Origin of the sequence: Methylocystis sp. H4A, from assembly GCF_015709545.1 — a bacterium.
Lineage (GTDB): Bacteria > Pseudomonadota > Alphaproteobacteria > Rhizobiales > Beijerinckiaceae > Methylocystis > Methylocystis silviterrae.
This window is the reverse complement of sequence record NZ_JADNQY010000028.1, coordinates 354,485-381,266: the sequence shown is the minus strand read 5'-3', so window position 1 is coordinate 381,266 and position 26,782 is coordinate 354,485. Positions and strand designations below refer to the sequence as shown.

The 26,782-nt window shown below is 62.6% G+C and carries 24 protein-coding genes and 2 tRNA genes; 14 read left to right on the top strand and 12 right to left on the bottom strand.

Features of this window, described 5'->3' with window-relative positions:
- Nucleotides 1-413: 413 nt before the first annotated feature.
- Nucleotides 414-488: transfer RNA gene (locus IYW40_RS18475), tRNA-Val, on the bottom strand.
- 251 nt (nucleotides 489-739) lie between these two features.
- Here IYW40_RS18475 and IYW40_RS18470 point away from each other — a divergent pair.
- From IYW40_RS18470 to IYW40_RS18460, 3 genes are all read left to right on the top strand, one after another.
- Nucleotides 740-919, top strand: coding sequence for a DUF465 domain-containing protein (locus IYW40_RS18470; RefSeq protein WP_196401717.1), 180 nt, complete (start codon nucleotides 740-742; stop codon nucleotides 917-919).
- A 107-nt stretch (nucleotides 920-1,026) separates the two neighbouring features.
- A complete protein-coding gene (locus tag IYW40_RS18465) occupies nucleotides 1,027-2,442 on the top strand; it encodes a protein adenylyltransferase SelO (RefSeq protein ID WP_196401716.1) in 1,416 nt (471 codons plus the stop codon).
- A gap of 102 nt (nucleotides 2,443-2,544) precedes the next feature.
- Nucleotides 2,545-2,760, top strand: a complete 216-nt coding sequence (locus tag IYW40_RS18460) for a DUF465 domain-containing protein (RefSeq protein ID WP_029651219.1) — start codon at nucleotides 2,545-2,547, stop codon at nucleotides 2,758-2,760.
- Nucleotides 2,761-2,807: 47 nt separating this feature from the next.
- Here the strand turns inward: IYW40_RS18460 and IYW40_RS18455 are convergent, their stop codons facing one another.
- On the bottom strand, nucleotides 2,808-4,019 hold the full coding sequence (locus IYW40_RS18455; RefSeq protein ID WP_196401715.1) for a sodium:proton antiporter: 1,212 nt from the start codon (nucleotides 4,017-4,019) through the stop codon (nucleotides 2,808-2,810).
- Nucleotides 4,020-4,210: 191 nt separating this feature from the next.
- Here IYW40_RS18455 and purE point away from each other — a divergent pair, with 191 nt between their 5' ends.
- Both purE and IYW40_RS18445 read left to right on the top strand, forming a co-directional pair.
- Nucleotides 4,211-4,675 carry a 5-(carboxyamino)imidazole ribonucleotide mutase gene (gene purE / locus IYW40_RS18450; RefSeq protein WP_196402218.1) on the top strand — a complete coding sequence of 155 codons (465 nt, stop codon included), beginning with the start codon at nucleotides 4,211-4,213 and terminating at the stop codon, nucleotides 4,673-4,675.
- A complete protein-coding gene (locus tag IYW40_RS18445; RefSeq protein ID WP_196402217.1) occupies nucleotides 4,675-5,754 on the top strand; it encodes a 5-(carboxyamino)imidazole ribonucleotide synthase in 1,080 nt (359 codons plus the stop codon). The genes purE and IYW40_RS18445 overlap by 1 nt, the downstream gene beginning before the upstream one ends.
- Here IYW40_RS18445 and nhaR read toward each other — a convergent pair.
- Complete coding sequence (nhaR, locus tag IYW40_RS18440) at nucleotides 5,751-6,641, bottom strand: transcriptional activator NhaR (protein ID WP_196401714.1); 891 nt, start codon at nucleotides 6,639-6,641, stop codon at nucleotides 5,751-5,753. The genes IYW40_RS18445 and nhaR overlap by 4 nt on opposite strands.
- Nucleotides 6,642-6,760: 119 nt before the next feature.
- On the opposite strand from nhaR, the gene IYW40_RS18435 reads away from it, so the two are divergent.
- The 4 genes from IYW40_RS18435 (at nucleotide 6,761) to IYW40_RS18420 (ending at nucleotide 10,184) form a co-directional block, all read left to right on the top strand.
- Complete coding sequence (locus tag IYW40_RS18435) at nucleotides 6,761-6,988, top strand: hypothetical protein (protein ID WP_196401713.1); 228 nt, start codon at nucleotides 6,761-6,763, stop codon at nucleotides 6,986-6,988.
- A 93-nt stretch (nucleotides 6,989-7,081) separates the two neighbouring features.
- The gene (locus tag IYW40_RS18430) at nucleotides 7,082-7,750 is read left to right on the top strand and encodes a carbonic anhydrase (protein ID WP_175094898.1); all 669 of its coding nucleotides are present in this window, start codon (nucleotides 7,082-7,084) and stop codon (nucleotides 7,748-7,750) included.
- 44 nt (nucleotides 7,751-7,794) lie between these two features.
- Complete coding sequence (locus IYW40_RS18425; protein ID WP_196401712.1) at nucleotides 7,795-9,360, top strand: SulP family inorganic anion transporter; 1,566 nt, start codon at nucleotides 7,795-7,797, stop codon at nucleotides 9,358-9,360.
- Between the two features lie 140 nt (nucleotides 9,361-9,500).
- On the top strand, nucleotides 9,501-10,184 hold the full coding sequence (locus IYW40_RS18420) for a DUF2490 domain-containing protein (RefSeq protein WP_348644319.1): 684 nt from the start codon (nucleotides 9,501-9,503) through the stop codon (nucleotides 10,182-10,184).
- 23 nt (nucleotides 10,185-10,207) lie between these two features.
- Here the strand turns inward: IYW40_RS18420 and IYW40_RS18415 are convergent, their stop codons facing one another.
- The 5 genes from IYW40_RS18415 to IYW40_RS18390 form a co-directional block, all read right to left on the bottom strand.
- Nucleotides 10,208-12,217 (bottom strand): acetyl/propionyl/methylcrotonyl-CoA carboxylase subunit alpha, encoded by a 2,010-nt coding sequence (locus IYW40_RS18415; protein ID WP_196401710.1) that lies wholly within the window; start codon nucleotides 12,215-12,217, stop codon nucleotides 10,208-10,210.
- Between the two features lie 73 nt (nucleotides 12,218-12,290).
- Nucleotides 12,291-12,926: an ATP-dependent Clp protease proteolytic subunit gene (locus IYW40_RS18410; RefSeq protein ID WP_029651228.1), complete on the bottom strand. Its 636-nt coding sequence runs from the start codon at nucleotides 12,924-12,926 to the stop codon at nucleotides 12,291-12,293.
- 206 nt (nucleotides 12,927-13,132) lie between these two features.
- Nucleotides 13,133-14,479: a trigger factor gene (gene tig / locus IYW40_RS18405; protein ID WP_196401709.1), complete on the bottom strand. Its 1,347-nt coding sequence runs from the start codon at nucleotides 14,477-14,479 to the stop codon at nucleotides 13,133-13,135.
- 76 nt (nucleotides 14,480-14,555) lie between these two features.
- Nucleotides 14,556-14,640: transfer RNA gene (locus IYW40_RS18400), tRNA-Leu, on the bottom strand.
- Between the two features lie 936 nt (nucleotides 14,641-15,576).
- Entirely contained in the window at nucleotides 15,577-15,894 is a 318-nt protein-coding gene (locus IYW40_RS18390; RefSeq protein ID WP_196401707.1) for a hypothetical protein, read from the bottom strand.
- 106 nt (nucleotides 15,895-16,000) lie between these two features.
- Here IYW40_RS18390 and IYW40_RS18385 point away from each other — a divergent pair, with 106 nt between their 5' ends.
- The 3 genes from IYW40_RS18385 to IYW40_RS18375 all read left to right on the top strand — a co-directional run bounded on the left by IYW40_RS18385 (nucleotide 16,001) and on the right by IYW40_RS18375 (nucleotide 20,843).
- Complete coding sequence (locus tag IYW40_RS18385) at nucleotides 16,001-17,359, top strand: multicopper oxidase domain-containing protein (protein ID WP_196401706.1); 1,359 nt, start codon at nucleotides 16,001-16,003, stop codon at nucleotides 17,357-17,359.
- Between the two features lie 253 nt (nucleotides 17,360-17,612).
- The gene (locus tag IYW40_RS18380) at nucleotides 17,613-18,545 is read left to right on the top strand and encodes a crotonase/enoyl-CoA hydratase family protein (protein ID WP_196401705.1); all 933 of its coding nucleotides are present in this window, start codon (nucleotides 17,613-17,615) and stop codon (nucleotides 18,543-18,545) included.
- A gap of 3 nt (nucleotides 18,546-18,548) precedes the next feature.
- Complete coding sequence (locus IYW40_RS18375; RefSeq protein WP_196401704.1) at nucleotides 18,549-20,843, top strand: EAL domain-containing protein; 2,295 nt, start codon at nucleotides 18,549-18,551, stop codon at nucleotides 20,841-20,843.
- A gap of 17 nt (nucleotides 20,844-20,860) precedes the next feature.
- Here the strand turns inward: IYW40_RS18375 and IYW40_RS18370 are convergent, their stop codons facing one another.
- A complete protein-coding gene (locus tag IYW40_RS18370) occupies nucleotides 20,861-21,553 on the bottom strand; it encodes an enoyl-CoA hydratase-related protein (protein WP_232365932.1) in 693 nt (230 codons plus the stop codon).
- Nucleotides 21,554-21,961: 408 nt separating this feature from the next.
- Between IYW40_RS18370 and IYW40_RS18365 the strand changes: the two genes are divergently transcribed.
- Complete coding sequence (locus tag IYW40_RS18365) at nucleotides 21,962-22,537, top strand: hypothetical protein (protein WP_196401703.1); 576 nt, start codon at nucleotides 21,962-21,964, stop codon at nucleotides 22,535-22,537.
- 7 nt (nucleotides 22,538-22,544) lie between these two features.
- Here IYW40_RS18365 and IYW40_RS18360 read toward each other — a convergent pair whose 3' ends face one another.
- The 3 genes from IYW40_RS18360 to proS are packed head-to-tail and all read right to left on the bottom strand — an operon-like array spanning nucleotide 22,545 to nucleotide 25,878.
- Nucleotides 22,545-23,228, bottom strand: coding sequence for an ABC transporter ATP-binding protein (locus IYW40_RS18360; protein WP_175093459.1), 684 nt, complete (start codon nucleotides 23,226-23,228; stop codon nucleotides 22,545-22,547).
- 5 nt (nucleotides 23,229-23,233) lie between these two features.
- Complete coding sequence (locus IYW40_RS18355) at nucleotides 23,234-24,541, bottom strand: lipoprotein-releasing ABC transporter permease subunit (RefSeq protein ID WP_196401702.1); 1,308 nt, start codon at nucleotides 24,539-24,541, stop codon at nucleotides 23,234-23,236.
- Nucleotides 24,538-25,878, bottom strand: coding sequence for a proline--tRNA ligase (gene proS, locus IYW40_RS18350; protein WP_196401701.1), 1,341 nt, complete (start codon nucleotides 25,876-25,878; stop codon nucleotides 24,538-24,540). Before proS ends, IYW40_RS18355 begins: the two co-directional genes overlap by 4 nt.
- A 200-nt stretch (nucleotides 25,879-26,078) precedes the next feature.
- Between proS and IYW40_RS18345 the strand changes: the two genes are divergently transcribed.
- Entirely contained in the window at nucleotides 26,079-26,381 is a 303-nt protein-coding gene (locus tag IYW40_RS18345; protein WP_196402216.1) for a GNAT family N-acetyltransferase, read from the top strand.
- Nucleotides 26,382-26,782 lie beyond the last annotated feature (401 nt).

Sequence of the window (26,782 nt, the reverse complement as noted above, 5' to 3'; positions counted from 1 at the left end):
GGGGGGGGGGGGGGGGCGGCCTTCCACACGCCCAAATGCATGTCTTCGCGGATTTGCCGTCGCAAACCGGCTGATAAAGGACGTAGTACCAGACCGAGTAAGGGATGTGACCGTAAGGGCGCGTCGCGACAGCCCCCGGTATACGAAGGATAGGGAAACAGTTTTTGGGCGCCTTTGCTTGATCTTTGGACTGGGCCGCGCCGGCGGCAAGGGTGACGCCAAGCAGGGTGAGGAATAGATACTTCCACATACGCTGCCCCTGCCTCTTCGAACGAAGCAAGACGCCAGATGGGGCGCGGATATGCTCGGGCAAGCGACGAGCTACAGTTTCGCGCGCACGTCGGGGTGACGCACGGTCGGGTCAATGTTGCAAGGCTTGCGGCGATGGGCGGAACCGAAATGGGCCGCTTGAATGGTGGGCGCGACAGGGATTGAACCTGTGACCCCTACGATGTCAACGTAGTGCTCTCCCGCTGAGCTACGCGCCCCCAGGCCCGTGGGCCGGAGCGCCCGTCTATACTGACGAACGCGGCGACGCGCAAGCGGGCTTTGCCTGCGACATCGGGAATCAGCCTTAACCGCAAGCCACGGAAAGAATTGACGTTCCGTAAAGGACACGGGCTTCGTGTGCAAAAGTTTTGTGACGTTGGGCGATTTCGAGTCTTGCGGCGCGCCCGCTTTGTGGCAGACTTAACGCCCCTCCCGCTTGTCGAGCGGAGAGAAGTTAAGGAGGTTTCGCATGTCCTTGCAGGGCCATATCGTCGAACTCCAGCGCCGCCATGACGCGCTCAAAAAGGAGATCGAGCAGGAACAGCTGCATCCCCAAACGGACGAATTGAAGATCCTGGAACTCAAGCGCAAAAAGCTGCAGATCAAGGACGAGCTCGTCAAATTGTCGATTAGCGAAACGCGACATTAGCGTTTCCCTTCGCTCACTTTCTGCTTCACGCCATGGGCGGAGAGAGATCTCCGCCTTATTTTTTTGGCATTCGCGCCGCGGCGCGCGATTTGCGAGCCCCGGTCCTTATGCCCGTTACCGAGCTTTATCGCCCCGAGACGTTACACGAAGGTCTGGGCGAGCCCTTCTTCGACCGCGTCGAACCCGCCACCTTCCCCGAGCATCGACTCCGCTACCGCAATCAGCGCTGGGCGGCGCGGGTCGGCCTCGACGGGCTGAGCGATGCGGAGTGGATCGAGCATTTGGGGCGTTTTTCGCCGCTCCCGGGCGGGTTGGCGCATCCGCTGGCGCTGCGCTATCACGGCCATCAATTCCGCGTGTACAACTCGGATCTCGGCGACGGTCGCGGCTTCCTCTTCGCGCAGCTGCGCGACGCCACGGACGGCCGCCTGCTCGATCTCGGCACCAAGGGCAGCGGCCAGACTCCCTGGTCGCGGCGCGGCGACGGGCGGCTGACGCTCAAGGGCGGCGTGCGGGAGATTCTGGCGACGGAGATGCTGGAGGCGCTCGGGGTCGACACTTCCAAGACCTTCAGCCTGATCGAAACGGGCGAGGCGCTGATGCGCGGCGACGAACCGTCGCCGACGCGCTCCAGCGTGCTGGTGCGCCTGTCGCATTCGCATATTCGCATCGGAACGTTTCAGCGCCTCGCCTTCCATGACGACGCCGCGGCGATCGAGAGGCTGCTCGACCATGTCTGCCGCTACTATTTTCCCGCAATTGCCGATCTGCCGGCGCCGGAGAGGGCCCTCGCCTTTCTCGAAGAGGTCGTGGCGCGGGTCGCGCGGCTCGGCGCCGGCTATATGGCGTCAGGCTTCGTTCACGGCGTGCTGAATTCCGACAATATCAACGTCACCGGCGAGAGCTTCGACTATGGCCCATGGCGCTTTGCGCCGGTCTACGACCCGACCTTCACCGCCGCCTATTTCGACGAAAGCGGGCTTTACGCCTTTGGCCGTCAGCCCGGCGCGCTCGGCTGGAATCTGTCCCGTCTGGCCGAATGTCTGATCCCCCTCATCGGGTTAAAGGCCGCCGAAAAGGTTCTGGCGACCTTTCCCACGCGTATCCAGCAGGAATTTCGGGCGGCGCTGCTCAATCGGCTCGGGCTCGCCTCGGCCGGCGAGGAAGCCGACGCTGCGCTGGCGAAGGCCTTCGTCGATTTTCTGACAATGACGCAGGCCCCCTTCGAATGGACCTTCTTCGACTGGCGCGGCGGCATGGCGTCCGCCGCGCGCGCCAAACACAGTCCGTCCGCGGCGCATTACGAAGCGGAGGCTTTCACGCCGCTACGCGCCGCTTTGGCCGACCATGAGCCGGCGCCGACGGCGCGCCTGGATCATCCCTATTTTCGGGGCGCGGCGCCCTGTACGATGCTGATCGACGAGGTCGAGGCGCTTTGGGCGGCGATCGCCGAGCGCGACGACTGGGCGCCGCTCTACGCCAAGATCGCTGCAATCGAGGAGATGCGGAGCGCCTATGAATGACGACAGAGCAATTCGCTTGAACGCGCCATGGCTGCGGCGCGATAATTGCGCTCTAGAGCCATCGATTCCCCAGCGTTCAATGGCGCTCAACGGCGGCTGTCAATGAACGACACGAGCGAGATCGACATGAGCGCGACCCGCGCTGAAGTCGCACGGCTTCGGCTGGAGCATCACGATCTGGAGACCGCGATCGACGCGTTGCTGGCGGTCGGCGTCGCCGATCAGCTGCAGATTCAGCGGCTGAAGAAACGCAAGCTGCTGCTGCGCGACCGCATCGCCTATCTCGAAGACCAGCTCACGCCCGACATTATCGCTTAAGCTGGGTCGGCTTCGTCCCTCCCGCCGCTCGGCGCCCGGATCGCCGCTTATGGCCGCCCCGCCACGAAGCCGAGGGCGCGCAGCAGCAGCGGCATGGTGAGGCCCTGAACCACAATCGAGAAGCCGACCACGGCGAAAGTGATGGCGAGTATCTCGTCGCGTTGCGGCAGATCGCCCGGAAGCGACAGCGCCAGGGCGAGCGCAAGCGCGCCGCGCAAGCCGCCCCACCAGAGAACATGCTGCTCGCGAAACGAGATCTTCCATCGCGAAACGAAAAACAACGAACTCAACGGATAGACGACGATGGCGCGCGCGCAAAGCACCGTGGCGATCCCCACGGCCAGCGCCGTCGCCCCAACGGCGCCGAACGGAGTCGACGCCACATCCGCGCCAATCATGAGAAACACCATGGAATTGGCCAGGAAAGCCGCGAAATCCCAAAAGGACAGAACGAATTCGCGCCCCTTGAGGCTGATGTAGCCGCCTTCCGCCTCGCTCAGCAGGCCCAGATTGCCCATGACGAGACCGGCCGTCACCGTCGCCAGCACGCCAGAGACATGGAAATATTCGGCGACCAGAAACGAGCCGAATGCGGCGATGGTCGTCAGCGCCGCTTCGATGAGATGTTCCGAGGTGCGCAGCGAGGCGAGGATGGCGGCCCCGCCGAACAAGGCCCCGACAACGACGCCGCCGAACACGACTTTCACGAGAGTCAAGGCGGTCGCCGCGGCGCTCTGGTCCGCGCCGCCGCTTTGCACGAAGGCGAGCGCCATGACGAAGAGCACCGCCGCAGCGCCGTCGTTGAGCAGGCTTTCGCTTTCGACCAGCAGCCGCATGCGGCCTTTGATCCGGTTGTCCTTGAACATCGCAATGATCGCGACCGGATCCGTCGCGGCGATCAGCGCGCCAAACAGCATCGCCGAGAAGAGAGGCCAGCCGAGCAACGTCGTCATCGACGCCGTGACAACGGCTGCGGAAACGACCGTTCCGATTCCCGCCAGCGCGAGCAAAGGCAGCGAATCGCGCACCAGTTCGCGCCAGGACAGAGTCAACGCCGCCTCGAACAGCAGCGGCGGCAAGACGAGGTCGAAAATCAGATCATGAGTCAGATGCGGCGCGAAGTCTGCGCCCGACAAAGCGACAGCGGCGCCGACAAGAACCAGTCCGACCGTATAGGGCAGTCTGATTTGACGGGCGGCGATTGCGACGATCATCGCCACCGCCAGCACAGCGACCGCTTGCCTCAGGCCTTCGTCCATAATTCGCCCACGCTGATCGAGAGAATGCTGGGTACTCTTAGCGCGGGCGCCGCCCGCTCGCGAAGCGAAATCGGCCTGCGATCGACGCAGATCGCGCGCTTGCCTATCGGGAAGCCATCGTCTATGCCGCATGGCTTCCCTTCGTAAAGGAATGCAGAGTGGGGAAGTCGAAACCGCCCGTCGCCGTCATCATGGGGTCGCAATCCGACTGGGCGACGATGCGCCACGCGGTGGAAACTCTCGCGTCGCTCGAGATCGGCTACGACGTGCGCATCGTTTCGGCCCACCGCACGCCCGATCGACTGGCGGCCTTCGCGAAGGGCGCCGAATCGGAAGGCTTTCAGGTCGTCATCGCCGGAGCTGGCGGCGCCGCGCATCTGCCGGGCATGACAGCCGCGATGACGCCGCTGCCGGTCCTCGGCGTTCCCGTCGAATCGGAAGCGCTGAAAGGCCTCGATTCGCTGCTCTCGATCGTCCAGATGCCGGGCGGCGTGCCCGTGGGAACCCTCGCCATCGGCAAGGCCGGCGCAATCAACGCCGCGCTGCTCGCCGCCGCAATTCTTGCCCTCGCCGACAAGGCGCTCGCCGCGCGTCTCGCGGACTATCGCGCGCGTCAGACGGACAACGTGGCGGCGACGCCGCGCGACGGCGCTTGATGCTCGCGCCCGGCGCGACGATCGGCATTCTCGGCGGCGGCCAGCTCGCGCGCATGCTGGCGCTGGCCGGCGCGCGGCTCGGGCTGAAGGCGCATGTCTTCTCGCCAGTGGCCGACGACCCCGCCTTCGACGTCTGCGCCGCCCGCACGCAAGCCGACTTTAACGACGAGGCGGCTCTCGCCGAATTCGCCGAAGCCGTCGACGTCGTGACGTACGAATTCGAGAACGTGCCCGCCCGCACGGCGCACGTCCTCGAAGCGCATCGGCCAGTGCGCCCCAATCCCAGGGCGCTGGCCCTGACCCAGGACAGGCTCATTGAGAAGCAGTTCGTGCAGAGCCTCGGGATCGCGACGGCCGATTTCGTCGCCGTCGACAACGCGGGCGCGCTTGCGCGCGCCGTCGCGCAGCTCGGCCGCAACTCGATCCTGAAGACGCGGCGCCTTGGCTATGACGGCAAGGGCCAGACTCAGTTGCGCGATGGCGGCGACCTCGCCGTCGCCTTTCGCACGCTTGGCGGCGCGCCATGCATTCTGGAAAGCGTCGTGCCCTTCGAGAAAGAAGTGTCGGTCGTCGCCGCGCGTGGTGGACTGCACGGCGAATTTCGCGCTTATGACGTGTCCGAAAACCTCCACGAACAACATATTCTGGCGATGACCATCGCGCCTGCCGAGATCGCGGACGAAACGGCGACACAGGCGATCGACATCGCCCGGCGCCTCGCCGAGGCCGCCGATTACGTCGGCGTGATCGCGGTCGAGATGTTTGTGGTCCGCGATGGCGACCGCGAGACCTTGGTCGTGAATGAAATTGCGCCGCGCGTGCACAACTCCGGACATTGGACGCTCGACGGCGCGCTGACCTCGCAGTTCGAGCAGCATATGCGCGCCGTCGCCGGCTGGCCGCTCGGCGTCGCGCGCCGGCACGGTCGTCGCGTCGAGATGCGCAATCTGATCGGCGACGACGTCAACACGTGGCCGGAGCTGGCGCGCGAAGACGGCGCCTGTCTGCATCTTTACGGAAAAAAAGAGACGCGCGCGGGCCGCAAGATGGGTCATGTGACACGCGTGTTCAACGATTAGACCAGCCAGTCCCGCGCGCTTTCAAGGATTGTCGCGACGTCCGCGTGCTTGATTTTTCTCTGCGCGGTGATCGCATAGAATCGTTCGCTGACGCCCTCGAGAGTGGCGATGTATTTGACGCCATATTGCTCCTCGACCTGGGCGCGAACGGCGGTCGGCGCCATGAACACGCCCGCGCCAGCGGCGCCGAAAGTCTTAAGCAAGGCGCTGTCCTCGACTTCCGCGACGATTTTCGGAAAGAGACTGTTGGCGTCCAGCCATTGGTCGAGCGAACGTCGTAACGCGGTGTTCGACGTCGGCAGCAAGAGCGGCGCGCCGTCGAGACATCGCGGGAAATTCTTCCGGTAGCGCTGCTGCAGTTCGAGCGTCGCAAACGCCGCCACGCCGCATTCGCCGATCGGATGATTGTAGATGCGCGCATCCGCAGCGCCTGTCGCAGGCCAGTCTGAAAACACGAGATCGACTCCGTGCACTGGCAGTTCGGCCAGGAGGCGCTCGGTCTTATCCTCATGACAGACGACTTGATTATGCGCGGCGAGAGCGGGTTCGAGCAGACGATAGACGAGGAGTTTCGGCAAGGCGTTTGACACGCCGACGCTCAGCCTGACGCTGACTGCGCCGGCGCGGTTCTTCAAGGCGCTGCCGAGTTCGCGGCCCAGCGAAAATATTTCGTCGGCGTAATTGAACACCGTGCGTCCGGTTTCGGTCATCACGAGATTGCGGCCTTCCTTGCGGAAGAGCTGCGCGCCGATCGACGCTTCCAAAACCGCGATCTGGCCGCTGATCGTCGGCTGCGCCAATCCGAGCTTTTCGCTCGCGCGGGTGACGCCGCCCTCCCGGGCGACGTTCCAGAAGTAGAACAGGTGCTGATAGTTGAGACGTTCCATGGTTCCATAGCTTTTAACGATGTAATTAATTTATATATCCTTATTTTCAATATCAATCCACTGCGCCATCTTTGACGACGTCAGCGTCGCGGCGGCGCTTCGACCAAAGGAGGACGGCAATGGCGCATCGCTCCGCACTCATCGCGCTGGCCTTGGCCGGGGCGCTGACGTCGCCCGGACTCGCCGCCGGGCGCGAATTCATCGACGGCGCCCCGGGACACTGCCTGCTCTGCGAGTTTTTTAGCCAATTGCGCAAGCGCAACGTAGACGCGGATTGCCGACCACCGACCGCCGACGACGTGGGCGTATCCGAGCCGGCGGATGAAAGAGTCGGCGGCCTGAATTGACGCGACCGCCGGAGAGACGCTCGCGCTTCTCATGCGGTCGGCGCGCGACTTCACCGGCGCGATCTCGCGCACAAGCAATGGGAGCTCAAAAAAATGCAGCGGTTGATCGAAGGCCTCCACCACTTCCAGTCGCAGGTGTTCGGCAGCCAGCGCGAATTGTTCGAGCGCCTCGCCCAGGGCCAGGCGCCGGAGACGCTGTTCATCACCTGCGCCGATTCGCGCATCGACCCGTGCCTGCTCACCCAGTCGGCGCCAGGAGACCTTTTCATCCTGCGCAACGCGGGCAATCTCGTGCCGCCCTACGGCGCCGTGCGGGGCGGCGAAGCGGCGACGATCGAATTCGCGATCGCTGGCCTTGGCGTCAAGGACATCATCGTCTGCGGCCACTCGCACTGCGGGGCGATGAAGGGCCTGCTCGATCCGCCGCCGGCCGGAGCTTTTCCCGCGCTGAGCGACTGGCTGTCGCACGCCGAAGCGACGCGGCGCATCATGCACGAAAAATACGCGGACAGAACCGGGTCCGAACAGCTCAACGTCGCCATCCAGGAGAATGTGCTCGCGCAGCTCGAAAACTTGCGCACGCATCCTGTCGTCGCCTCCGCCCTCGCGCAAGACAAACTGAGGCTGCATGGCTGGGTCTACAAGATCGAGACAGGCGAAGTCTTTGTTTATGACCCCGCGACGCGCCAATTCGCGCGCGCGCCGACGCCGTCGGAGATGCCTGCGCGCGAAGAGAGAGAGCGCGTCAGCGTCGAGGTTTGACGTCGCGCCGCTTCCGCGAACCTGAACCATTAAAGGATGCGAAAATGTCTGTAGAAGTTGATGTCGCGCCTTCTCGCCTCTCGGCGATCAAAGACGACGTCTTCGCTTCCGTCGTCGTGCTGCTCGTCGCTCTTCCGTTGTCGATGGGTCTCGCGCTCGTCGCCGGCTTTCCCTTCGAAAACGCCGCCGCCGTCGGCCTCATCAGCGGCGTCATCGGCGGCATCGTCGTCGGCGTGCTTTCGGGCTGTCCGCTGCAAGTGAGCGGCGCGGCGAATGGCGCGGCCGTGATGGCCGCCGTGTTCATCAAGGACCTCGGCTTCGAGGTCTTCGGGCTCATCGTGATGATGTCAGGCGTGATTCAGATTGCGGCCGGCGCCCTGCGCTTCGGACCGGTGTTTCGGGCGGTCGCGCCCGCGCTGATTCAGGGCATGCTCGCCGGAATCGGCCTGCTGATTTTCGCCTCGCAATTTCACGTCATGGTCGACGATACGCCGCCCGGGACGGGACAGGAATTCGGCGGCGTCATCAATCTCTGGTCGCTGCCGCTTGCCGTTTGGAAGGGCGTGACGATAGAGGCGCACCAATCCGCCGCCCTGATCGGACTGCTCACGGTCGCCGCTATTCTCTCGTGGCGCCGCTTTGCGCCAAGATGGCTGTCCTTTCTCCCCGCCCCGCTCGTCGGCGTAGGCCTGGCGACGGCGGCTGCGGCCTTCTTCGCCCTCGACATCAAATATGTCCCGGCGCCGGACGATCTTCTGGCTGCGGTGAATTTGCCGACAACGCACACCCTTGGCAGGATCGGCGAGGGCGCGCTCTGGGCGGCGGCGTTGTCGCTCGCCTTCGTTTCGAGCGCGGAATCGCTGCTGACTGCGACCGCCGTCGATGCGATGCAGCGACGCACGCCCCGCACCCGCTACAACAGGGAGCTGGTGGCGCAGGGCGTCGGCAATTTCCTTTGCGGAATTCTTGGCGTGCTGCCGGTATCGGGCGTCATCGTGCGCAGTTCAGCCAATGTCACGGCGGGCGGACGCACGAGACTCTCGACCGTGCTCCACGGCCTGTGGATTCTGCTGTTCATCACCCTCGCGCCCGACGTGCTGCGCATCATCCCCGTGGCGAGCCTCGCGGCGGTGCTGGTTTACGCGGGAATCAATCTGATCAATCTCGGATTCGCGCGCTTTCTCTGGGGTCAGGACCGTATCGAAACCGGCATCTACGCGGCGACGTTGGCGACGGTGGTCGCGACCGACGTGCTGACCGGCATTGCGGTTGGCGTCGGTCTGGCGGTCGCGCGCCTGCTCTACACCTTCTCGCATCTCAACATCCGCGGCGAACAGATCAACGGCATGACCGTGATCCATCTGGAGGGCGCCGCGACTTTCATACGACTGCCGCAACTCGCCGCCGCTTTCGAAGCCTTGCCGCGGGGCGCGCGTCTCCATGTGCATCTCAACGAGCTGACGTATATCGATCATGCCTGTCTCGATCTGCTCGCGAGCTGGGACGAGCAACTTCGCAGCGACGGCGGCGAACTGGTGCTCGATTGGGACGCGCTGCACGGCCTGTTCCGGGAGCGGGCGCGTCCCGCGCCGACATCAGTCGCGGCCTGATCTATCGTCTCTGTCGCGTTTGACGGGCGTGAGAGGAGTCGCTCCAATGCGCAAGAAGCTCAGTTTGCACGGTGACGGCGGTGTCAGTGGCGACAATTCAAAGGACGAGGCGGCTCGCCCGTTGCGGCGGGTCCTTGCTCGTGATTTTCGCGACGGCCGCCCCGGCGGCGGCGGTCGACGAAGATTTCAGGATCTGGGAAAACGTCACCGCCATCGCCAAGCTCGGCTCGATTGATCCAAGTTTGAAAAAATGGCGCCTATGGCTGGAAAGTCAGGGGCGCTTTCGGAACGATGGCGCCACCGCCGATCAGGCTCTGGGGCGCGCCGGCGTCGGCTATGCGCTTACCGACAACGCCAGCCTGTGGCTCGGCTACGCGCATATCGCGACCTTTCCGCAAGACGCCAAAACGCAACATGAAAATCGGATCTGGCAACAGGTCTTGCTCACCGATAAAGCGACGTTCGGCGACCTGACGAGCCGCACGCGCCTTGAGCAGCGCTTCATTCAGAACGTGAACCCCGTCGAATGGCGCCTGCGCCAATTTGTGCGCTTTTCGTATCCGCTCTGGGAAAACGCCCCCTTGAGCATTGTGCTCTGGGATGAGGTGTTTGTGCGGCTGAATTCAACGACGCCAGCAACGCGGTTCGGCTTCGATCAAAATCGCGGCTTCGCCGGCCTCGGCTACAGTTTCAGCGAGAAGGCGCGCGTGGAGATCGGCTATATGAACCAGCTCATCCAATCGCGCGTCGTCTCGCGGCGCGCGCAGACGTTCGATCACCGGATCAATCACATTCTCTCGGTGAGCATGTTCCTCAATCTGTAGCCCGCCGTCAGCGCGCGACGCCTTTAGGCGAACTCCATGATCACGGCGTCGACCGCAAGGCTGTCGCCGGCCTTCGCCAGGATCTTCTTGACGGTCACGTCGCGCTCGGCGCGCAGAACGTTTTCCATCTTCATCGCTTCGACCATGCATAAGGCCTCGCCGGCCTTGACCTCCTGACCTTCGGCCACGTCGATGGTTTTCACCAGGCCGGGCATCGGACACAACAGGTGCTTGGAGGCGCCGGCGTCTTTTTTCTTGGGCATGTAGGCGACAAGTTCCGCCTCGCGCTTGGTGTAGACGCGCGCCGTGACGTCGACGCCCTGATGCGACAGCCCATAGCCGTTGAGGATGGACCGCGCCTGCACATAGACCGTGCGGCCGTCGACATCGCCTTCGAGCACGAGTTCGCCCGGACGCCACTGGGTCGAAACGCGATGGGCGCGCTGATCGCCCTCGGCGAAACGCACGATGAGCGCTTCGCCTTGCGCCTCGACGCAGACGTCGAATCTCTGCTCGCCCAGCATGCACACGCGTTCGCGCTCGAACTCGACCGGCCTTCCGCCGCGCAGCTGCCCGGAGATCTTGCGTTTGCGCTCATTGCCGATGTGGTCCATGAGCGTCGCGATCGCGGCAAGCGTGTGCGCCAGATCTCCCCGAGGCTCGGGCGACGAAAATCCTTCCGGATATTCTTCGCTGATAAAGCCCGTCGAGAGATTGCCCGAGCGCCAGCGCGGACTCTGCATGAGCGACGACAGAAACGGAATATTGTGGCGAATTCCGTCGATCACGAAGCGATCGAGCGCGTCGGCCTGCGCCACGATCGCGCGAAGGCGATCCGGCGCATGCGTCACCAGTTTGGCGATCATCGGATCGTAGTGGATCGAGATCTCGCGGCCTTCGGTGACGCCGGTGTCGTTGCGCACCGCAACGCCGCCTTCTCGCTTCTCTTCCGGCGGCCGGTATTTGACCAGTCGCCCGACCGAGGGCAGGAAGTTGCGCGTGGGGTCCTCGGCATAAATACGGCTCTCGACCGCCCAGCCGTTGATCTTGACGTTTTCCTGCTTGAGTTGCAGCGGCTCGCCCGCCGCGACGCGGATCATCTGCTCGACAAGATCGATGCCGGTGATGAGCTCCGTCACCGGATGCTCAACCTGCAGGCGCGTGTTCATTTCAAGGAAGTAGAAGCTCTTGTCCTGACCGGCGACGAATTCGACCGTGCCTGCCGAATCGTAGTTCACGGCCTTCGCGAGGGCGACGGCTTGCGCGCCCATTTCGCGACGAGTCTTCTCGTCCAGCAGCGGCGACGGCGCTTCTTCAATCACCTTTTGATTGCGGCGCTGAATGGAACATTCGCGCTCGTTCAGGTGGATGACATTGCCGTGCTTGTCGCCGAGCACCTGAATTTCGATGTGGCGCGGATTGACGATGAATTTCTCGACGAAGACGCGATCGTCGCCGAAGGAAGACGCCGCCTCCGAACGCGCGCGCGTGAAGCCTTCGATCACTTCGGCGTCGGTGAAAGCGACGCGCATGCCCTTGCCGCCGCCGCCGGCCGATGCTTTGAGCATCACCGGATAGCCGATGTCCCTGGCGATCGTAACGGCCTCTTCGGCGTTCTCGATGACGCCAAGGTAGCCGGGCACGACGCTGACATTGGCGGCGGAGGCGAATTTCTTCGACTCGATCTTGTCGCCCATCGCCTCGATCGCGCGAATATTGGGACCGATGAAAACGATATTCGCCTCGGCGAGCGCATTGGCGAAGGCGGCGCGCTCGGACAGAAAGCCATAGCCGGGATGCACCGCCTCGGCGCCGGTTTCCTTACAGGCGGCGACGATCTTATCGATCAGCAGATAAGACTGGGCGGCGGGAGGCGGCCCGAGACGGACGGCCTCGTCGGCCATTTCGACATGCAGCGCGTCGGCGTCGGCGTCGGAATAGACGGCGACGGTTGAAAGTCCCATGCGCTTCGCTGTTTTAATGATGCGACAAGCGATCTCGCCGCGATTGGCGATTAGAATTTTACGAAACATGCGCGCCCCAATGCCCCATCCCTCAAGCAATTGGCGCCGGGCGCTCAGAAAACGCGGCCGGCGCCTTTAGCGTTTAGCGCTTGGCGTCGCTCTCGTCGTCAGGCCGCCGCTCCTGCACGGCGTCGACGATCCCGAAATTCCGCGCCTCCTCCGCCGACATGAAATGATCGCGGTCGAGCGTGCGCTCGATCGTCTCATAGTCCTTGCCCGTGTGACGGACATAGATGTCATTGAGGCGCTTTTTGACTTTCAGAATGTCTTCGGCGTGGCGCTGAATGTCCGACGCCTGACCCTGGAAGCCGCCGGAGGGCTGATGCAGCATGACGCGCGCGTTCGGGAGCGCATAGCGCAGACCGTCGGCGCCCGCGGCCAGCAGAAGCGAGCCCATCGACGCCGCCTGCCCGACGCACAGCGTCGAGACCTTCGGCTTGATGAACTGAATCGTGTCGTAGATGGCGAGGCCGGACGTCACCACGCCGCCCGGCGAGTTGATGTAGAGCGAGATTTCCTTTTTGGGGTTCTCGGACTCCAGAAACAACAGCTGCGCGATGATGACCGACGCCATGTGATCTTCGATCGGCCCGGTGATGAAAATGATGCGCTCGCGCAGCAGGCGGGAATAGATGTCGAAACCGCGCTCGCCGCGCGAAGTGTTCTCGATCACCTGTGGGATGAGATATTGGCTGTAGTTTTCGATTGGGTCGCGCATCGCGTATCGCCTCTGTGGTCCGGCGGAGGCTGATGCGCCTCGCCGGGAACTCTTGACCCGTCATATATCTGCGCCCGCGCCGGACGCAAAGACTCGATTGCGGCCGTCACGCCACGATCTCCGCAGCGCGCCGTGCGCATCAGCCTGGTATGCCGGATTTCCTCGCGGCGCGCCGCCGCCTGCGGGGAAGACAGCCGGACGACCGACTATTCCTCGTCTTCCTTGAACAGCTCTTCGCGGGAGACGGTCTTGTCGGCGATCTTGATCAGCTTGGAGAGGTGGTCGACGACGCGCTCCTCGTAGATTGGGGCGCGGAGCTGAGCGAGGGCCTGCTCATTGTTGCGGTAATAGTCCCAAACCGCCTTCTCCTGGCCTGGGAACATGCGCGCCCGCTCGACCAAAGCGTCAGTCAGATCCTTTTCGTCCACCTTCACGTCGGCGCTTTTTCCGATCTCCGCCAGTACGAGCCCCAACCGCACGCGTCGTTCGGCGATCTTGCGGAACTCGGCCTTCGTCTCTTCCTCCGTCTTGCCGTCTTCGGCGACGGATTGGCCCGCCCGCTGGCTTTCCTGCTCGTGCTGGCCCCAGATATTGGCGAATTCCTGCTCTACAAGGCTCTCCGGCAGCTCAAAGGAATAGCGGCTGTCGAGCGCGTCGAGGAGCGCGCGCTTCATCTTCTCGCGCGAGGCCTTGTCGAAATCGGCTTCGAGGTTGCCGCGAACGGCGGTTTTCATCGCCTCGAGCGACTCGAAGCCGTATTTCTTGGCGAGCTCCTCGTCGAGCCCGAGCGTCTTGGGCGCCGCAACGGACTTGACCGTCACGTCGAACTCGGCGTCCTTCCCCGCCAGCTGCTTGGCCGCATAATCCTCGGGGAACCGGACCTTGACGACCGGCTGGTCGCCGGCGGCGGCGCCCTCCAGCTGTTCCTCGAAACCGGGGATGAAGGTTCCCGCGCCCAGCACCAGATCGACGTCCCCGCCCGCGCCGCCCTCAAAGGGCTCGCCGTCGAGCTTGCCGGTAAAATCGATCGTCAGTCTGTCGCCCTTCTCCGCCTTGGCCCCTTCTGGCCTGGCCTCGAAGTCCTGCGCACGATCGGCGAGAGACTGCAGCGCCTTCTCGATATCGTCCTCCGCGACCTCGGCGACGGGACGCTCCAGTGAGATGTCGTCAAACCCGCCGATGTCGAACTTCGGCAGCGTTTCGAAGGTGACGACATAGGAGAAATCGCCCTCGGCCGTCAGCGCGCGCTCGACTTCCTCCTGCCCGCCGGGGAAATCGATCTTCGGCTCGAGCGCGATGCGCAGCTCGTTTTCCTCGACGATCTTGCGGTTGGCGTCATTGACCGCCTCCTGCAACACGTCGCTCATGATGCTCTTGCCGTAGAGCTTCTTGAGATGGCCAATCGGCGCCTTGCCGGGACGGAATCCCTTGATCTGACTTTTCGCCTGAATCTCGCTGAGCTGAGCGGCTAGCTTGGCGGCGAGTTCGCCGGCCGGCAGGACCACCTTGTATTCCTGCTTCAAGCCCTGCGAGGAGGTCTGCGTTACTTGCATCTCGATTAGCCTTCTTAATGACTGCGACGTCGCCGGCGCGCGACGACGATTATGCGACTGCCACGGTAGGCGGCTCTGGTGCGGGCGGAGGGAGTCGAACCCCCACGACTTTCGTCACCGGAACCTAAATCCGACGCGTCTACCAGTTTCGCCACGCCCGCAAACTTCATTTTCAACGACTTAGCGCAAAGTTCGTTACGCTAAGGCAGGACACTGTGCCAACGACTTGGCACTCCACCAGATGCTGATCTGGTAGCCGAACTAACCGACTCAGCTCTCGATGACAACTCAGTGGAAGTGATGCCGGATATCATGTCCGGCGACTGTGCCAATGCTGACACCGACACACACAAACCTTCGAGACGAAAGCCGCTGGCTTATACCAGTGGTTCCGATCTGCACAAGCGACTCATCACAGCGCCAACGCTCTTAGCTTCTCATAAAACTTTTTCCCGGCTGGCGTTAGTTGGAGCAGTTTATAGCGCCTATCCTTTGGGTCTTCATGTCGCTCTACATATCCTGCTCCTTCCTTCCCAAAGCGCTTGACCTCACACCACCAGCTAACGCCTCGACTAGCCGTAGCATTAGTGAGACCTAAGCTCACTTCCACATCCTTCTGAGTGCATAGCCCGCGCTGAGCCACGAACAAGAATATTAGGATCATCGTGGCATTGATCTCAGGATCGACCTTAGCAAACCCCTCCATTCCTTTCCTGAATAGGTGTATATCCATCCCCTTCGGCCCTGTAGTCATTGCGTTACCGAAAGCAAGGGAATTATCAAATTTTCGCTGGCACGCCAAACTAGCATACGCGCTTGATTATCATGGGTTTTTTCAAGAACCTAAATCCGGCGCGTCTACCAGTTCCGCCACGCCCGCGATCGGCGGAGAGGGCCGCCTCAATTTCCCTGCCCGTGAACCGGGATCGCTTGAGATGAAATCGAACCGTTCGATTCCCTCTCAAACGATCCTGTTCCCCCGAAAAGGCGCAGTCCCTTGCGCGTCTGAGGGCGCGCCAAGGCGCTCCCAAGCGCGAACTCGATTCGTCGGGCGTCGCTCTATAGCATGGACGGGGCGGGATGCCAGCCGCCGCTGGCTATTGTGGCGCCACGCGGTGATCCGCCCCCTCGAGGCCGCGGATCAGCGTAATGACTTTTTCGTGACCCTGGGGGTCGCGCCATTTGGCGTTGCAAAGCGTCGGACCGCAGACGACTTCCGGAAACTTATATAGGGGCTTGCCGCGGGCGGTTTTCAATCCGTAGCCGACGTTCGGCTTCCAGCCGCCGGCGATCAGCGACTGGCGATAGTCGGAATAGCCTTGCGGGGCCTGCGCCCAGGCGGCGAGCGGCAGAAACCCGCATACGCTGCAGAAGCCTAAAATAGCGGCAGTCCTGTTCATGCGCGGCGCGCTCATGTCTCGAGCCTCCTCGTGTATTGGCCGTTCTCGCGCTCCCCTCACGGCGTGCGAGAAGTTGAAGCTCTCAATCATTGCCCAACGGGCCGGGCTGCGCCATAGCTAGATGGCGATGTCACAATCTCTCTCCCGCCGCGTCGTTCTTTCCGGCGTCGCCGCCAGCCTGGCGGCGCTTCCGGCTGTGGCGCAGTCGCCGCCGCGCTCCCTGCGGCAGATCGAGGCGCGGCCGGGGAAGGCGCGCCTGTCCGGCGGCGGCGAAACCAGCATTCTCGGCTTCGACGGAAGCACGCCGGGGCCCGTCCTGCGCTACCAGCAGGGCGACGAACTCGCCGTCCGTTTCCTGAACAAGCTCGACCAGCCCGCGACCATTCACTGGCATGGCTTGCGCGGCGACAATGCGATGGAGGGCGTCGCGCCGCTGACGCAGGCGGCGGTCGCGCCCGGCGGGTCCTTTGATTACCGCCGCACGCTCGCCGATCCCGGCCTGTTCTGCTACCGGCCGAGCGTCTATGGCGCGACGCCGGAGCTCATGGGGCGCGGCCTCAAGGGACTGCTTGTCGTCGACGAGCCGGCGCCGCCGCCCGCAGACGCCGACCTGCTTCTCGTGCTCGACGACTGGCGGCTCGATGACGCGGGCCAAGTCGTTGGCGGCTTCGACGATCCGGCGGCGGCAAGCGGCGTCGGCCGGATCGGCCCGCTGCTCTGCGTCAACGGCAAGGCTGCGCCGGCCCTGCAGAGCCTGGCGCCCGGCGCCAGGGTGCGGCTGCGCCTGGCCAATCTCAGCAACGCGCGCATCATGGTGCTGTCCCTCGCGGGCGCGCAGCCTTTCGTGATCGCCATCGACGGCCAGCCGTGCGACGCCTTCGAACCGATCAAGCGGAGCATTCCCGTCGCGCCGGGGGCGCGCTTCGAGCTGATGTTCGACATGCCGGAGACCGAAGGCGCCAAGGCCAATTTGATCTTGCGCGGACCGAATGGCGAGGATCGCGACCTTTTCGTCGCGGACGCCAAGGGCGCAAAGGCGTCAAAGCGTCCGCCGATAGCGTCGCTCCCGCAGAATTCGGCGCTTCCTTCCGAGATCAAGCTCGCAAGCGCCAAGAAGGTCGATCTCGTGATCGAAACGCGCAAGGCCGCAACCGGCCCCGGCTGGACGATCAATGGCGCTTTGACCAAAGGCTATCAAGGCCCGCCGCTCTTCAAAGTGGCCAACGGAACCCCGGTGACGCTGGGCTTTGTCAACAAGTCGGGAGCGGCGCTCGCGATGCATGTTCACGGGCAGTGCATGCGTCTTCTGCATGACCTCGATGACGGATGGGAGCCCTATTGGCGCAACGGCGTGATCGTTCCCCCCGGAAAAACCAAGCACGCCGCCTTCCTCGCTGATTCACCTGGAAAATGGGCCGTGCATGATGATATTCTGGAACACGAAGCGGGCGGACTGGCGACTTGGTTCGAAGTCGCCTAGAGGAAGCGTCACAAAGGTTAATAGAACCCAGAAATAGAATCACGTTTTTTCCGTCTGTTAAGATCTCTGTCTGAACTTCTGTGACGGAAGAAGCTTCGACCGCGAGTTGAAGGCATTGCCAAATGCTGGATCAAACTCACTTGAAGCTTTTGGCGGCTTAACCCGCCCGCGCCGCCGCGCCTTGCGGCGGGATCCGGACGGCTTGTTTTCTTGTCTGATCGAGGGGGGAGGCCTTGGCCCCGAAGTATTGGATATGACTGGCGCCGCGCGCCTACGGCATGCTCCCCAAGATTTTCCTCACTGGCGCTTCGAACATCTAGACATAGAATATGACGCGCCCACGCAATCGGTGTGGATGAACTATCGCGCAGACTCGCCGCACTGCTACACTTTGCGGATGTTGCAGGAGGCAATCGAGTTTCGCGACGCGATCAAACGTCTGGCGCAGACGGAGGGCTCGAAGTGGCCGATCCGCTACATCGTGATGGCCTCCAAGAAGCCGAATGTGTTCAGCTTGGGCGGCGATCTTGCGACATTCGTTTCCTGCATCAGGAACAATGATCGAGATTCGCTGCTAACCTACGCCTATGCTTGTATCGAGGTGATGTACACGCTGGCGTCGGCTTTCGATCTTCCTGTCTTGACGCTGTCCGTCGTTAGGGGACAATGCATGGGCGGCGGCTTCGAAGGGGCGCTGGCCACCGATTTTGTCATCGCCGAGGAGAGCGCGCGTTTTGGAGTGCCCGAGATCGCCTTCAACACTTTTCCGGGGATGGGCGCTGTGACCTTTCTGACGCGGCGCGTCGGGCCCGCGCGCACGCAGCAGATTCTCTCGGCCGGTCGCGTTTATTCCGCTCGCGAACTGTTCGATCTCGACATCATCGACGTCGTCGCGCCGGAAGGCCGGGCGCTCGAAACCGCCCATGAGTGGATGCTCGACCCCGACGGCGCAAACTGGCGGCGCCGTCAGGCCCTCGTCAAGTTTCGAAAGCAATGTTTCCCCGTACTTAAGGAGGAATTGCTTCGGGTGGTCGAGCTTTGGACGGATTGCTCCATGGCCATTTCACGGCATGACCTGCGCTATATGGAACGGCTTGTTTCGGCGCAGTTGCGTCTTCCTGGCGACGAGCTTCCCGACGGCAAGGGCGAGGCTTCGAAAAAGCCGCTGTCTCCCAAAGAGGATTAGCTCATGCTCGTCCGTAGGAACCCAGCCGCCAGCGAAAGCTCCGACGTTCAGATCCATAGCGATCTCGTTGAAACCCTGTTCGGCACCGCCGGTTCGTTTTTTGCGGGCCTTCTCGGCGGCCTCATCGCGCCTGCGCTCGCCTGGTTTCTTCTCGGCGAGCGAGTCTATCTCTACTTCGTGGCGCTGATCGCCGTTCTCGGCGCCTTTCGTCTTTACGTTTTCTTGGCGCATGCGAGCGCGCCCGTCTCGCTTCGACGACGCGATTCGCGGGAATGGGAGAGGCTCTACGCGATCGGCGCGGTCGGCTTCATGACGGCGGTCGGCGCTTCCGTCGCCATCTTGTTCTACAACCATTACAATGACGTTCTCGGCATTTACAGCATCGTGATTATGATGAGCGGCCTGAGCGGACTTGCGGGTCGCAACGCCGGCCGTCCCTGGATCGTTCTTGCGCAATCGCTCGGCCTCGCGCTTCCCCTTGCGATCGCCGCGATGATGCATGAAGAACGGCGCTACCTCGGCCTCGCGCTGATTGTCGTGCTGCTGATCGTCTCCATTCATTCAACGACGAAATTTCTGCACAGCAATTTGGAGTCGGCGCTGCGCAACGGCTTGGACGCCACCCGCCAGCGGCAGAAATTCAGCCTCGCGCTGAACTCGATGACGCATGGCCTGTGCATGGGCGACGCCGACCTCTCCGTCACGGTCGTCAATCGGCGCGTCATCGATTTCTTCGGCATCGTGGCGGCGGCGACGCCGATCCGGCTCGAAGCGCTGGCGCAAGCGATCGGCAAGAGCGTCGGCATGTCGTCGCAGGAAGGCAAAATCTTTTTTGAGCGATGGAGGCGGCACGTCACAATGCCGCGCGCCAACATCTTCACGCACAAGCTCGGCGAACGCTTTTTTGAATTTCACTGCGAACGCGCCGAAGCGGGATCCTTCATTACCGTCATCGAGGACGTGACGATACAAAAGCGCGCGCTCCGCGAGATCGAGCGCATCGCGCATTTCGATGATCTGACGAATCTGCCGAACCGCTATCAGTTTCAGGAGACGCTTGAGGAGGAAATGGTTCAGCTCAGGCAACGCGGGTTTCACGCCGCGCTGCTCAACATTGATCTCGATCGGTTCAAAGAGGTCAATGACACGCTGGGCCATTCCATCGGCGATCAGCTGCTGTCTGCGGTTGGAGCGCGTCTCGCCGCCTGCGTGCCGCGTCCGCATGTGGTGGCGAGGCTCGGCGGCGACGAGTTCTGCGTGCTGCTGCGCGCCGGCGAACGCCTGCCTGACGTGGATGAACTCGCCGCCAATATACTCACCGAGATGCACCGCACCTTCATCGTCGAAAACCATGTCATCAACATCGGCGCAAGCATCGGCATGGCCGCCGCGCCAAAAGACTCGGAGACCTCCGGCGGCCTGCTCAAATGCAGCGATCTCGCGCTTTACCGGTCGAAAACGAAAGGGCGCGGCAAGGCGATCTGGTATTCTCAGGAGATGCAGGACGCGCTGACCCGAAAGCGCGCAATCGACACCGAATTGCGTCATGCGTTCCTGGCGAACGAATTGATCGTCTACTACCAGCCGGTCGTCGATTCCCGCACCGCGACGATCGTTTCCCTGGAGGCGCTGCTGCGATGGCGCCACCCGACCCGAGGAATGATCTCGCCAGGCGAATTCATTCCTATCGCCGAAGAAACCGGCATGATCATCGAGCTCGGCGCCTGGGCGCTGCGGCAGGCGTGCAATGACGCGAAATCGTGGCCCTCGAACGTCCGTGTCGCCGTCAATATCGCGCCAAGGCAATTCCAACAGAAGGATCTCGCCGAAATGGTCGCGGCGACGCTCCGCGAATCTGGATTGGAGCCCGATCGTTTGGAGCTCGAAATCACCGAAACGACGCTCATGGTGTCAGATGACGTCGAAAGCAAATTGCGCGAGATCGAAGCGCTCGGCGTCCGTCTCTCACTCGACGATTTCGGAACCGGCTACAGCAGCCTCGGCTATCTCAATCGTTTCCCGGTCAAGAAGGTCAAGATCGATCGCGCCTTCGCGCGGCAGGCGATCGAGTCGCCCAAAACGCAGGCGATCATCTCGGCGATCTCTGCGCTCGCACAGGATCTATCCATCGATCTCGTCGCCGAAGGCGTCGAAACCGACGCTCAACTCGCCTTCATGGCGAGCAAGAATATTTTTCTCATTCAGGGTTACCTCTACACGCGACCGCGGCCAATCGAGGAGCTGAGACCGCTCCTCGAGTATTGGCGGGACGCGCCGCGCCTCGTCAGCGCGGCGTGAGATTTCGCGAGCAGGCCTCAGTTGCGCTCGAGCGCCACCAGGCTACGCCGATCAACCCCAGGTTGCACCATACGTTGCGCGCGAAATATCGCGTGCGACGCGTTATAGCGCCGGCCGAACCGGGCCAAGTAGCGCTCTATCGCCGCGGCGCCAGGCTGCGGTTCGACGACGTCTCTGACGATCAGCAGTTCGTGCGCGTCTTCCGCAGTGAGCGCCGTATTGCTGTCCATCAGACGCTCGGCCTTCACGAAGCCCAATGTCCGACCGACTGCGGCGTAAAGCCCCAAGAGGTCGGAGGGATCTCCCGAGAAGGAGAATTGCGCGTCCCTTTCGGCGACGATGCCGGAGCAATGCATAGCGAAGTCGAAATCGGAGCCGGTCATGAGGCCGCGCGCCCAGGCGAGCGTGATCACCGGCGTATCGACGATCAGCTCGGAATTTTCGGCGGCCATCTCTCCAAAACCCTCCGCCGGCCTTGGCGCCTCTCGCACGCCATGCGCGAAATCGTAGACGATGTAGCGGAGCTCGTTCAGCTCGCCTCGGTCGATCGCCGATAATATGTCTGTAATTGTACGGATCGTCGGCGCGTCAAAACCCGGACGAGTCTTGCGCAATACTAGAGTCTGGTGGTCTTTCAACCAAATGGTCGAAAGACAGCCGCCGGTGACAGAAAGTTCAGCTTGATCACGCAGATAAGGAAAGTTCAACATGTTTCCCGCCATAGGTTGTGAAGGCTCGATTAAGTTAAATGAAAATTTAACTTCGCCAACCCTGGCGCTGATGATTGCCTCGAAATTGCGCCGAAGTTACGCCAAGTGCATGACGTTTAAGCAGCTTCTCTAACACGCGAACCTTACGAAAAAATCATCGTCAGGCGACGGGATTGTACAATAAACAGGCCGCGCAGACTTTTTCGAGCGCGTGTGGCCCTTGGTCGCGGGACAAGAGGGCGCAGCTGATTTATATTAACTAAAGCGCTGCTGAAGGTTCCCGAATCTCGGCCGTCGCAGCTCGCATTCGCTCAAAGGGTGTGCGAAAACTGGCGCGTCGGAACCGGACTGCGCGCCAATAAGAGACTGCTCATCGCAGAGCGGCCAGTTCAGAAGGGAGAAAACCAGATGATCATGCGATTTTTCGCCGCCATGCTGTTCGCGGCGGCCGGCTGGATCACGCAAGCGCACGCGCATGGCGACGTCGGCGTTAACCAGGGCCAATGCCTGATGAAACTCGGCCCGGATACGATGACATTCACGGGGTATCAGCCGCAAAAGTCGCGTGAGCAGTTCTGCGACGATATTCCAGACGCCGGGCCCACCATTATCACCCTGGATGCGCAGCAGGACGAACTGCGTGACATGAATCTCGAGATGCGCGTCGTCCGTGACGTCGGCCAGAAGGACGACTCCGAAAATCTCGAGGCGAATACAGAGTATTACTCTCCCCCCAAGAAGTATAAGTCCGGCACGCTCACCTTCGAGCACGTCTTTCCGCAGGAAGGCAAGTTCATCGGACTGGTGAAGGCGAGAAGCGACGATGGCGCGAAAGAATATGTCGCGCGCTTCCCCTTCTCCGTCGGCTTGACCCAAACCAGGGAAATTACGATCGCCGTGTTCTTCGGGGTCCTGGCGCTGGTTGGCTTCGGCCTCTGGTACAGGCACCAGTTCATGGGTAAGAAGCCCACAACGAAGGCTTAAGGCGGCTTCAGCTTAAGAGCTCCACTCGACCGTCGCGTAAGGTTACGCGGCGGTCCATTTGTTTCGCGAGCTCCATATTGTGAGTCGCGATGAGCGCCGCCAGTCCGGTGCTGCGGGCGAGCGCCAACAACGTCCCGAAAACATGCTCCGCGGTGCGCGGATCGAGATTGCCGGTCGGTTCGTCGGCAAGCAGAAGGTGCGGCGCATTCGCGACGGCGCGGGCGATGGCGACGCGCTGCTGTTCGCCGCCGGAAAGCTCCGACGGCCGGTGCGACGCGCGCGGTCCCAGCCGCAAATAGTCGAGCAGCTGTTGCGCCCGCAGGCGCGCTTCGTTCCCGCTCAGGCCATTGATCATCTGCGGCAGCGCCACGTTCTCGAGCGCCGAGAACTCCGGCAGCAGATGATGGAACTGATAGATGAAGCCGACGGTGGCGCGCCGCAGCCGCGTGCGCTCGGCGTCGGACATGCGCGACGTCGGCGCATTTGCAATCAGCACTTCGCCGCCGTCCTGGCGCTCCAGGAGTCCGGCGATATGGAGGAGCGTCGACTTGCCGGCGCCAGACGGCGCCAGCAGCGCGACCGTCTCGCCCGGGTAGATTGACAGATTGACGTCCATCAGAATGTCGAGCCGCGCCTCGCCCTCGCGATAGTGGCGCGCGATGCTGCGGAGTTCGAGAACGGCCTCGCTCATCGCGACTACTCGTGCCGCAGCGCTTCGATCGGATCGAGCGATGCGGCTTTCCAGGCTGGATAGATCGAGGCGAGAACGGCGAGCGTGAGCGTCATGGCCACAATCGCCGTCACCTCGCGGGGGTCGACGATCGCCGGCAGCCGCGAGAGAAAATAGAACTCCGCGGGGAAGAGATTGGCGTCGAACAGCTTATTGACCCCGACGCGGATGGTGTCGAGATTTTTCGCCAGCGCCAGACCTAGCGCAAAGCCGGCCAGCGTGCCGACGACGCCGATCGAAGCTCCGATGATCAGGAACACGCGCAGGACCGCGCCCCGCGTCGCGCCCATCGTGCGCAGTATGGCGATGTCCTGAGTCTTGTCCTTCACGAGCATCGTCAACCCGGAGATGATGTTGAAGGCCGCGACCACGACGATCAAAGCGAGAATGATGAAAAGAATGTTCTTCTCGACCTGCAGCGTATCGAAAAACGTTTTGTTGCGCTGGCGCCAGTCGGTGACGATCAGCGGCCGGTCGATGGACTTTTCGACGTTGACGCGAAAATCGTCCATCTTCTCGGGATCGGTGACGAAAGCCTCGACCACCGTCGCCTCATTCTCCTTGTTGAAGAAGAGCTGCGCCTCGGTGAGCGGCATATAGACGAAGACGCTATCGAATTCGGACATGCCGATCGAGAAGATCGCAACGACTTTGTAGGCTTTGATGCGCGGGGCCACCCCGAAGGGCGTCTGCACCCCCTTGGCGATGAGCAGGCTGACCGGGTCGCCGACGCCGACGCCGAGCGTCTCCGCCAGCCGCTGACCGATGGCGACGCCGCCGGCCTTATCGAATCCGGCAAGCGCGCCGCTCTTGACGTTGCCCGCTACGCCGGGGAGCCGCGTCAGGTCCTTCTCGCGCACGCCGCGCACAAGCACGCCAGATTGGCCGAACTGAGTCGATATGCCGGCCGCGCCCTCGACCATGGGAATTGCAAGCTGGACGCCGGGCAGCTTCGCCGTCTTGGCGGAGACCCGGTCCCAGTCCGTGAACGGCGTCTCCACCGCCTGCAAGAATGCGTGGCCGTTGATGCCGATGATCTTGTCCATCAGCTCGCGATGGAATCCATTCATCACCGAAGTGACGACGATGAGCGTCGCGACGCCCAGCATAATGCCGAGGAACGAAAAGCCGGCGATGACCGAGACGAAGCCGTCGGCGCGACGGGCGCGCAGATAGCGCAGCGCCACCATCCGCTCAAAGGTCGAAAAGGCGCCAGCGCCTCTTGCCGGTTGCGCCGCTCCGGCGCCTCTTGCCGGTTGCGCCGCTTCGGTCATGCCTGAGCCTGTCTTATTGCGGCGACGATGCGGGTGACGGCGTCCTGAGGCGCGAGAAGCTCCCGCTCTCCGGTGCGGCGCTGCTTCACCTCCACCCTGCCCTCAGCCAGGCCCTTGGGCCCGACCAGAACCTGCCAGGGCAGACCGATGAGATCGAGCGTCGCGAATTTCGCGCCGGGGCGTTCGTCGCGATCGTCATGCAGCACGTCCAGTCCCGCGTTCTCGAGCTGCGCCACGAGATCGGCGCAGACCTTGCCCGTCGCCGGGTCGCCGACTTTCAGATCGGCGACCCCGACATGGAAAGGCGCGACGGATTCTGGCCAGATCACGCCGTTGTCGTCATGACCCGCCTCAATAATGGCGGCGGCGAGGCGCGACGGCCCGATGCCGTAGGAACCCATTTGCACGACGACCTCCTTGCCGTCCGGTCCGTTGACGACGGCCCTCATCGGCTCGGAATATTTGGTTCCGAAGTAGAAAATATGGCCGACCTCGATGCCGCGCGCCGCGACCCGCGCGTCCTCGGGAACCGCGGCGAAGGCGGCGGCGTCATGCATCTCGCTCGTCGCCGCATAGCGGCTGGTCCATTTGTCGACCACCGCCTGCAACGCCGCCGCATCGTCGAAGTCGATCGAAGGGGGCGGCGGCGCGAAGGACAGAAAATCTTTGTGGCAAAAGACTTCGCTTTCGCCGGTCGACGCGAGAATGATGAACTCATGGCTGTTGCCGCCGATCGGCCCGGATTCGGCCGCCATTGGAATGGCGGTCAGGCCCAGGCGCGCGAAGGTGCGCAGATAGGCGACGAACATCTTGTTGTAGGAATGGCGGCCGGCTTCCGCCGTGAGATCGAAGGAATAGGCGTCCTTCATCAAGAATTCGCGCGAGCGCATCACGCCGAAACGCGGCCGCACCTCGTCGCGGAATTTCCACTGGATGTGAAAGAGATTGAGCGGCAGATCCTTGTATGAGCGCACATAGGCTCGAAAGATCTCGGTGATCATCTCCTCGTTGGTGGGGCCGTACAGCATCTCGCGGTCGTGGCGGTCGGCGATGCGCAGCATTTCCTTGCCATAGGCGTCATAGCGCCCCGACTCGCGCCACAGATCGGCGGACTGAATGGTCGGCATCAGACATTCGATGGCGCCGGCGCGGGTCTGCTCCTCGCGGATGATGGCGTTGATCTTGTTCAAGACCCGCAACCCGAGCGGCAGCCAGGCGTAGATGCCGGCCGACTCCTGTCGGATCATGCCCGCCCGCAGCATCAGCCGGTGCGAGACGATCTCGGCCTCTTTCGGGGTCTCGCGCAAAATGGGCAGGAAATAGCGGGAAAGGCGCATGTCGAATCCGGTTGGGCGAATCGGGGAGCGGCGAGCATAGCCTGTCCGCCGCCCGAGCAAACGGCGCGGGCGAGGCTGTTGAACCCCGGCGCGGCCGAAAACGCAAGCGGCGGGCGCCCTTCTCTTCCGGGCGGCGCGCGCCCATTTCGGGAGCATGAACTCTCAAGGAGGCCGGCATGGGCAAGGCGATGGGCGAGGCGATGGGCAAGGCTAAAGGAGAGCCTGCAGGCAGACATCCCTGGGGAAGCGTCCGCGACAATCCCGAGTTCAGTCGCTTCGAACTCGACATCGATGGAGAGACAGCACTCGCCTATTACCGCATCGACAATGACGTGATGGTCTTCACTTCGACGCAGACGCCGCCAAGGCTGCGCGGTCAGGGCGTCGGCTCCGAGCTCATCCGCAACGCGCTGCAATTCGCCCGCGTCCGAGGTTTGAAGGTGAAGGGCGACTGCTCCTTCGTCGCGGATTATTTGCGGCGCCACCCCGAAAGCGCCGATTGACGTTGTGCGTTCGCGCCCTCCCCTCTCCCACTTGAGGAGAGGGTGGTCGGCGAAGCCGGGTCGGATGTGGGCGGATCATGTGCGACCAACTTCGCGCCACGGAGCGCGCAGTCATCGAGCAGGTCGCCGCCGCCGGCAGCATCGTGAAATTGAAGACGCGGCGCAGGCCGGAACGACCGCAGAAATATTTTTGCCGGAGTCGCTGCGGCGCGTCGCATCGTGGGCGGGGCTGAACAGGAAACTCGGCATTTTTGGCTGGTTGGGACGAGCTATTTCGGCGGCAGCCTTTCAACAAAATCGACCGCGAATTGCGCGTAGCTGGAAAGCTGAGCATCGGTCCGAATGGCTTCCGGGAGTATTGTAGCCCATCCCTTCATAACCTTGCCCGTCAAGTCCATGGG

Excerpts from the sequence above, each read along its gene's own strand:
- IYW40_RS18430 (WP_175094898.1), top strand. The coding sequence starts at position 7,082 with ATGCAGCGGTTGATCGAAGGCCTCCACCACTTCCAGTCGCAGGTGTTC.
- IYW40_RS18370 (WP_232365932.1), bottom strand. The coding sequence starts at position 21,553 with ATGTTGAACTTTCCTTATCTGCGTGATCAAGCTGAACTTTCTGTCACC.
- proS (WP_196401701.1), bottom strand. The coding sequence starts at position 25,878 with ATGCGCCTTTCCCGCTATTTCCTGCCCATTTTGCGCGAGACCCCGAAA.
- IYW40_RS18355 (WP_196401702.1), bottom strand. The coding sequence starts at position 24,541 with ATGACCGAAGCGGCGCAACCGGCAAGAGGCGCCGGAGCGGCGCAACCG.
- IYW40_RS18380 (WP_196401705.1), top strand. The coding sequence starts at position 17,613 with ATGACTGGCGCCGCGCGCCTACGGCATGCTCCCCAAGATTTTCCTCAC.
- IYW40_RS18410 (WP_029651228.1), bottom strand. The coding sequence starts at position 12,926 with ATGCGCGACCCAATCGAAAACTACAGCCAATATCTCATCCCACAGGTG.
- IYW40_RS18345 (WP_196402216.1), top strand. The coding sequence starts at position 26,079 with ATGGGCAAGGCTAAAGGAGAGCCTGCAGGCAGACATCCCTGGGGAAGC.
- IYW40_RS18435 (WP_196401713.1), top strand. The coding sequence starts at position 6,761 with ATGGCGCATCGCTCCGCACTCATCGCGCTGGCCTTGGCCGGGGCGCTG.
- tig (WP_196401709.1), bottom strand. The coding sequence starts at position 14,479 with ATGCAAGTAACGCAGACCTCCTCGCAGGGCTTGAAGCAGGAATACAAG.
- IYW40_RS18360 (WP_175093459.1), bottom strand. The coding sequence starts at position 23,228 with ATGAGCGAGGCCGTTCTCGAACTCCGCAGCATCGCGCGCCACTATCGC.
- IYW40_RS18375 (WP_196401704.1), top strand. The coding sequence starts at position 18,549 with ATGCTCGTCCGTAGGAACCCAGCCGCCAGCGAAAGCTCCGACGTTCAG.
- IYW40_RS18465 (WP_196401716.1), top strand. The coding sequence starts at position 1,027 with ATGCCCGTTACCGAGCTTTATCGCCCCGAGACGTTACACGAAGGTCTG.
- IYW40_RS18470 (WP_196401717.1), top strand. The coding sequence starts at position 740 with ATGTCCTTGCAGGGCCATATCGTCGAACTCCAGCGCCGCCATGACGCG.
- IYW40_RS18415 (WP_196401710.1), bottom strand. The coding sequence starts at position 12,217 with ATGTTTCGTAAAATTCTAATCGCCAATCGCGGCGAGATCGCTTGTCGC.
- IYW40_RS18385 (WP_196401706.1), top strand. The coding sequence starts at position 16,001 with ATGGCGATGTCACAATCTCTCTCCCGCCGCGTCGTTCTTTCCGGCGTC.
- nhaR (WP_196401714.1), bottom strand. The coding sequence starts at position 6,641 with ATGGAACGTCTCAACTATCAGCACCTGTTCTACTTCTGGAACGTCGCC.
- IYW40_RS18390 (WP_196401707.1), bottom strand. The coding sequence starts at position 15,894 with ATGAGCGCGCCGCGCATGAACAGGACTGCCGCTATTTTAGGCTTCTGC.
- IYW40_RS18425 (WP_196401712.1), top strand. The coding sequence starts at position 7,795 with ATGTCTGTAGAAGTTGATGTCGCGCCTTCTCGCCTCTCGGCGATCAAA.
- purE (WP_196402218.1), top strand. The coding sequence starts at position 4,211 with ATGGGGTCGCAATCCGACTGGGCGACGATGCGCCACGCGGTGGAAACT.
- IYW40_RS18460 (WP_029651219.1), top strand. The coding sequence starts at position 2,545 with ATGAACGACACGAGCGAGATCGACATGAGCGCGACCCGCGCTGAAGTC.
- IYW40_RS18365 (WP_196401703.1), top strand. The coding sequence starts at position 21,962 with ATGATCATGCGATTTTTCGCCGCCATGCTGTTCGCGGCGGCCGGCTGG.
- IYW40_RS18455 (WP_196401715.1), bottom strand. The coding sequence starts at position 4,019 with ATGGACGAAGGCCTGAGGCAAGCGGTCGCTGTGCTGGCGGTGGCGATG.
- IYW40_RS18445 (WP_196402217.1), top strand. The coding sequence starts at position 4,675 with ATGCTCGCGCCCGGCGCGACGATCGGCATTCTCGGCGGCGGCCAGCTC.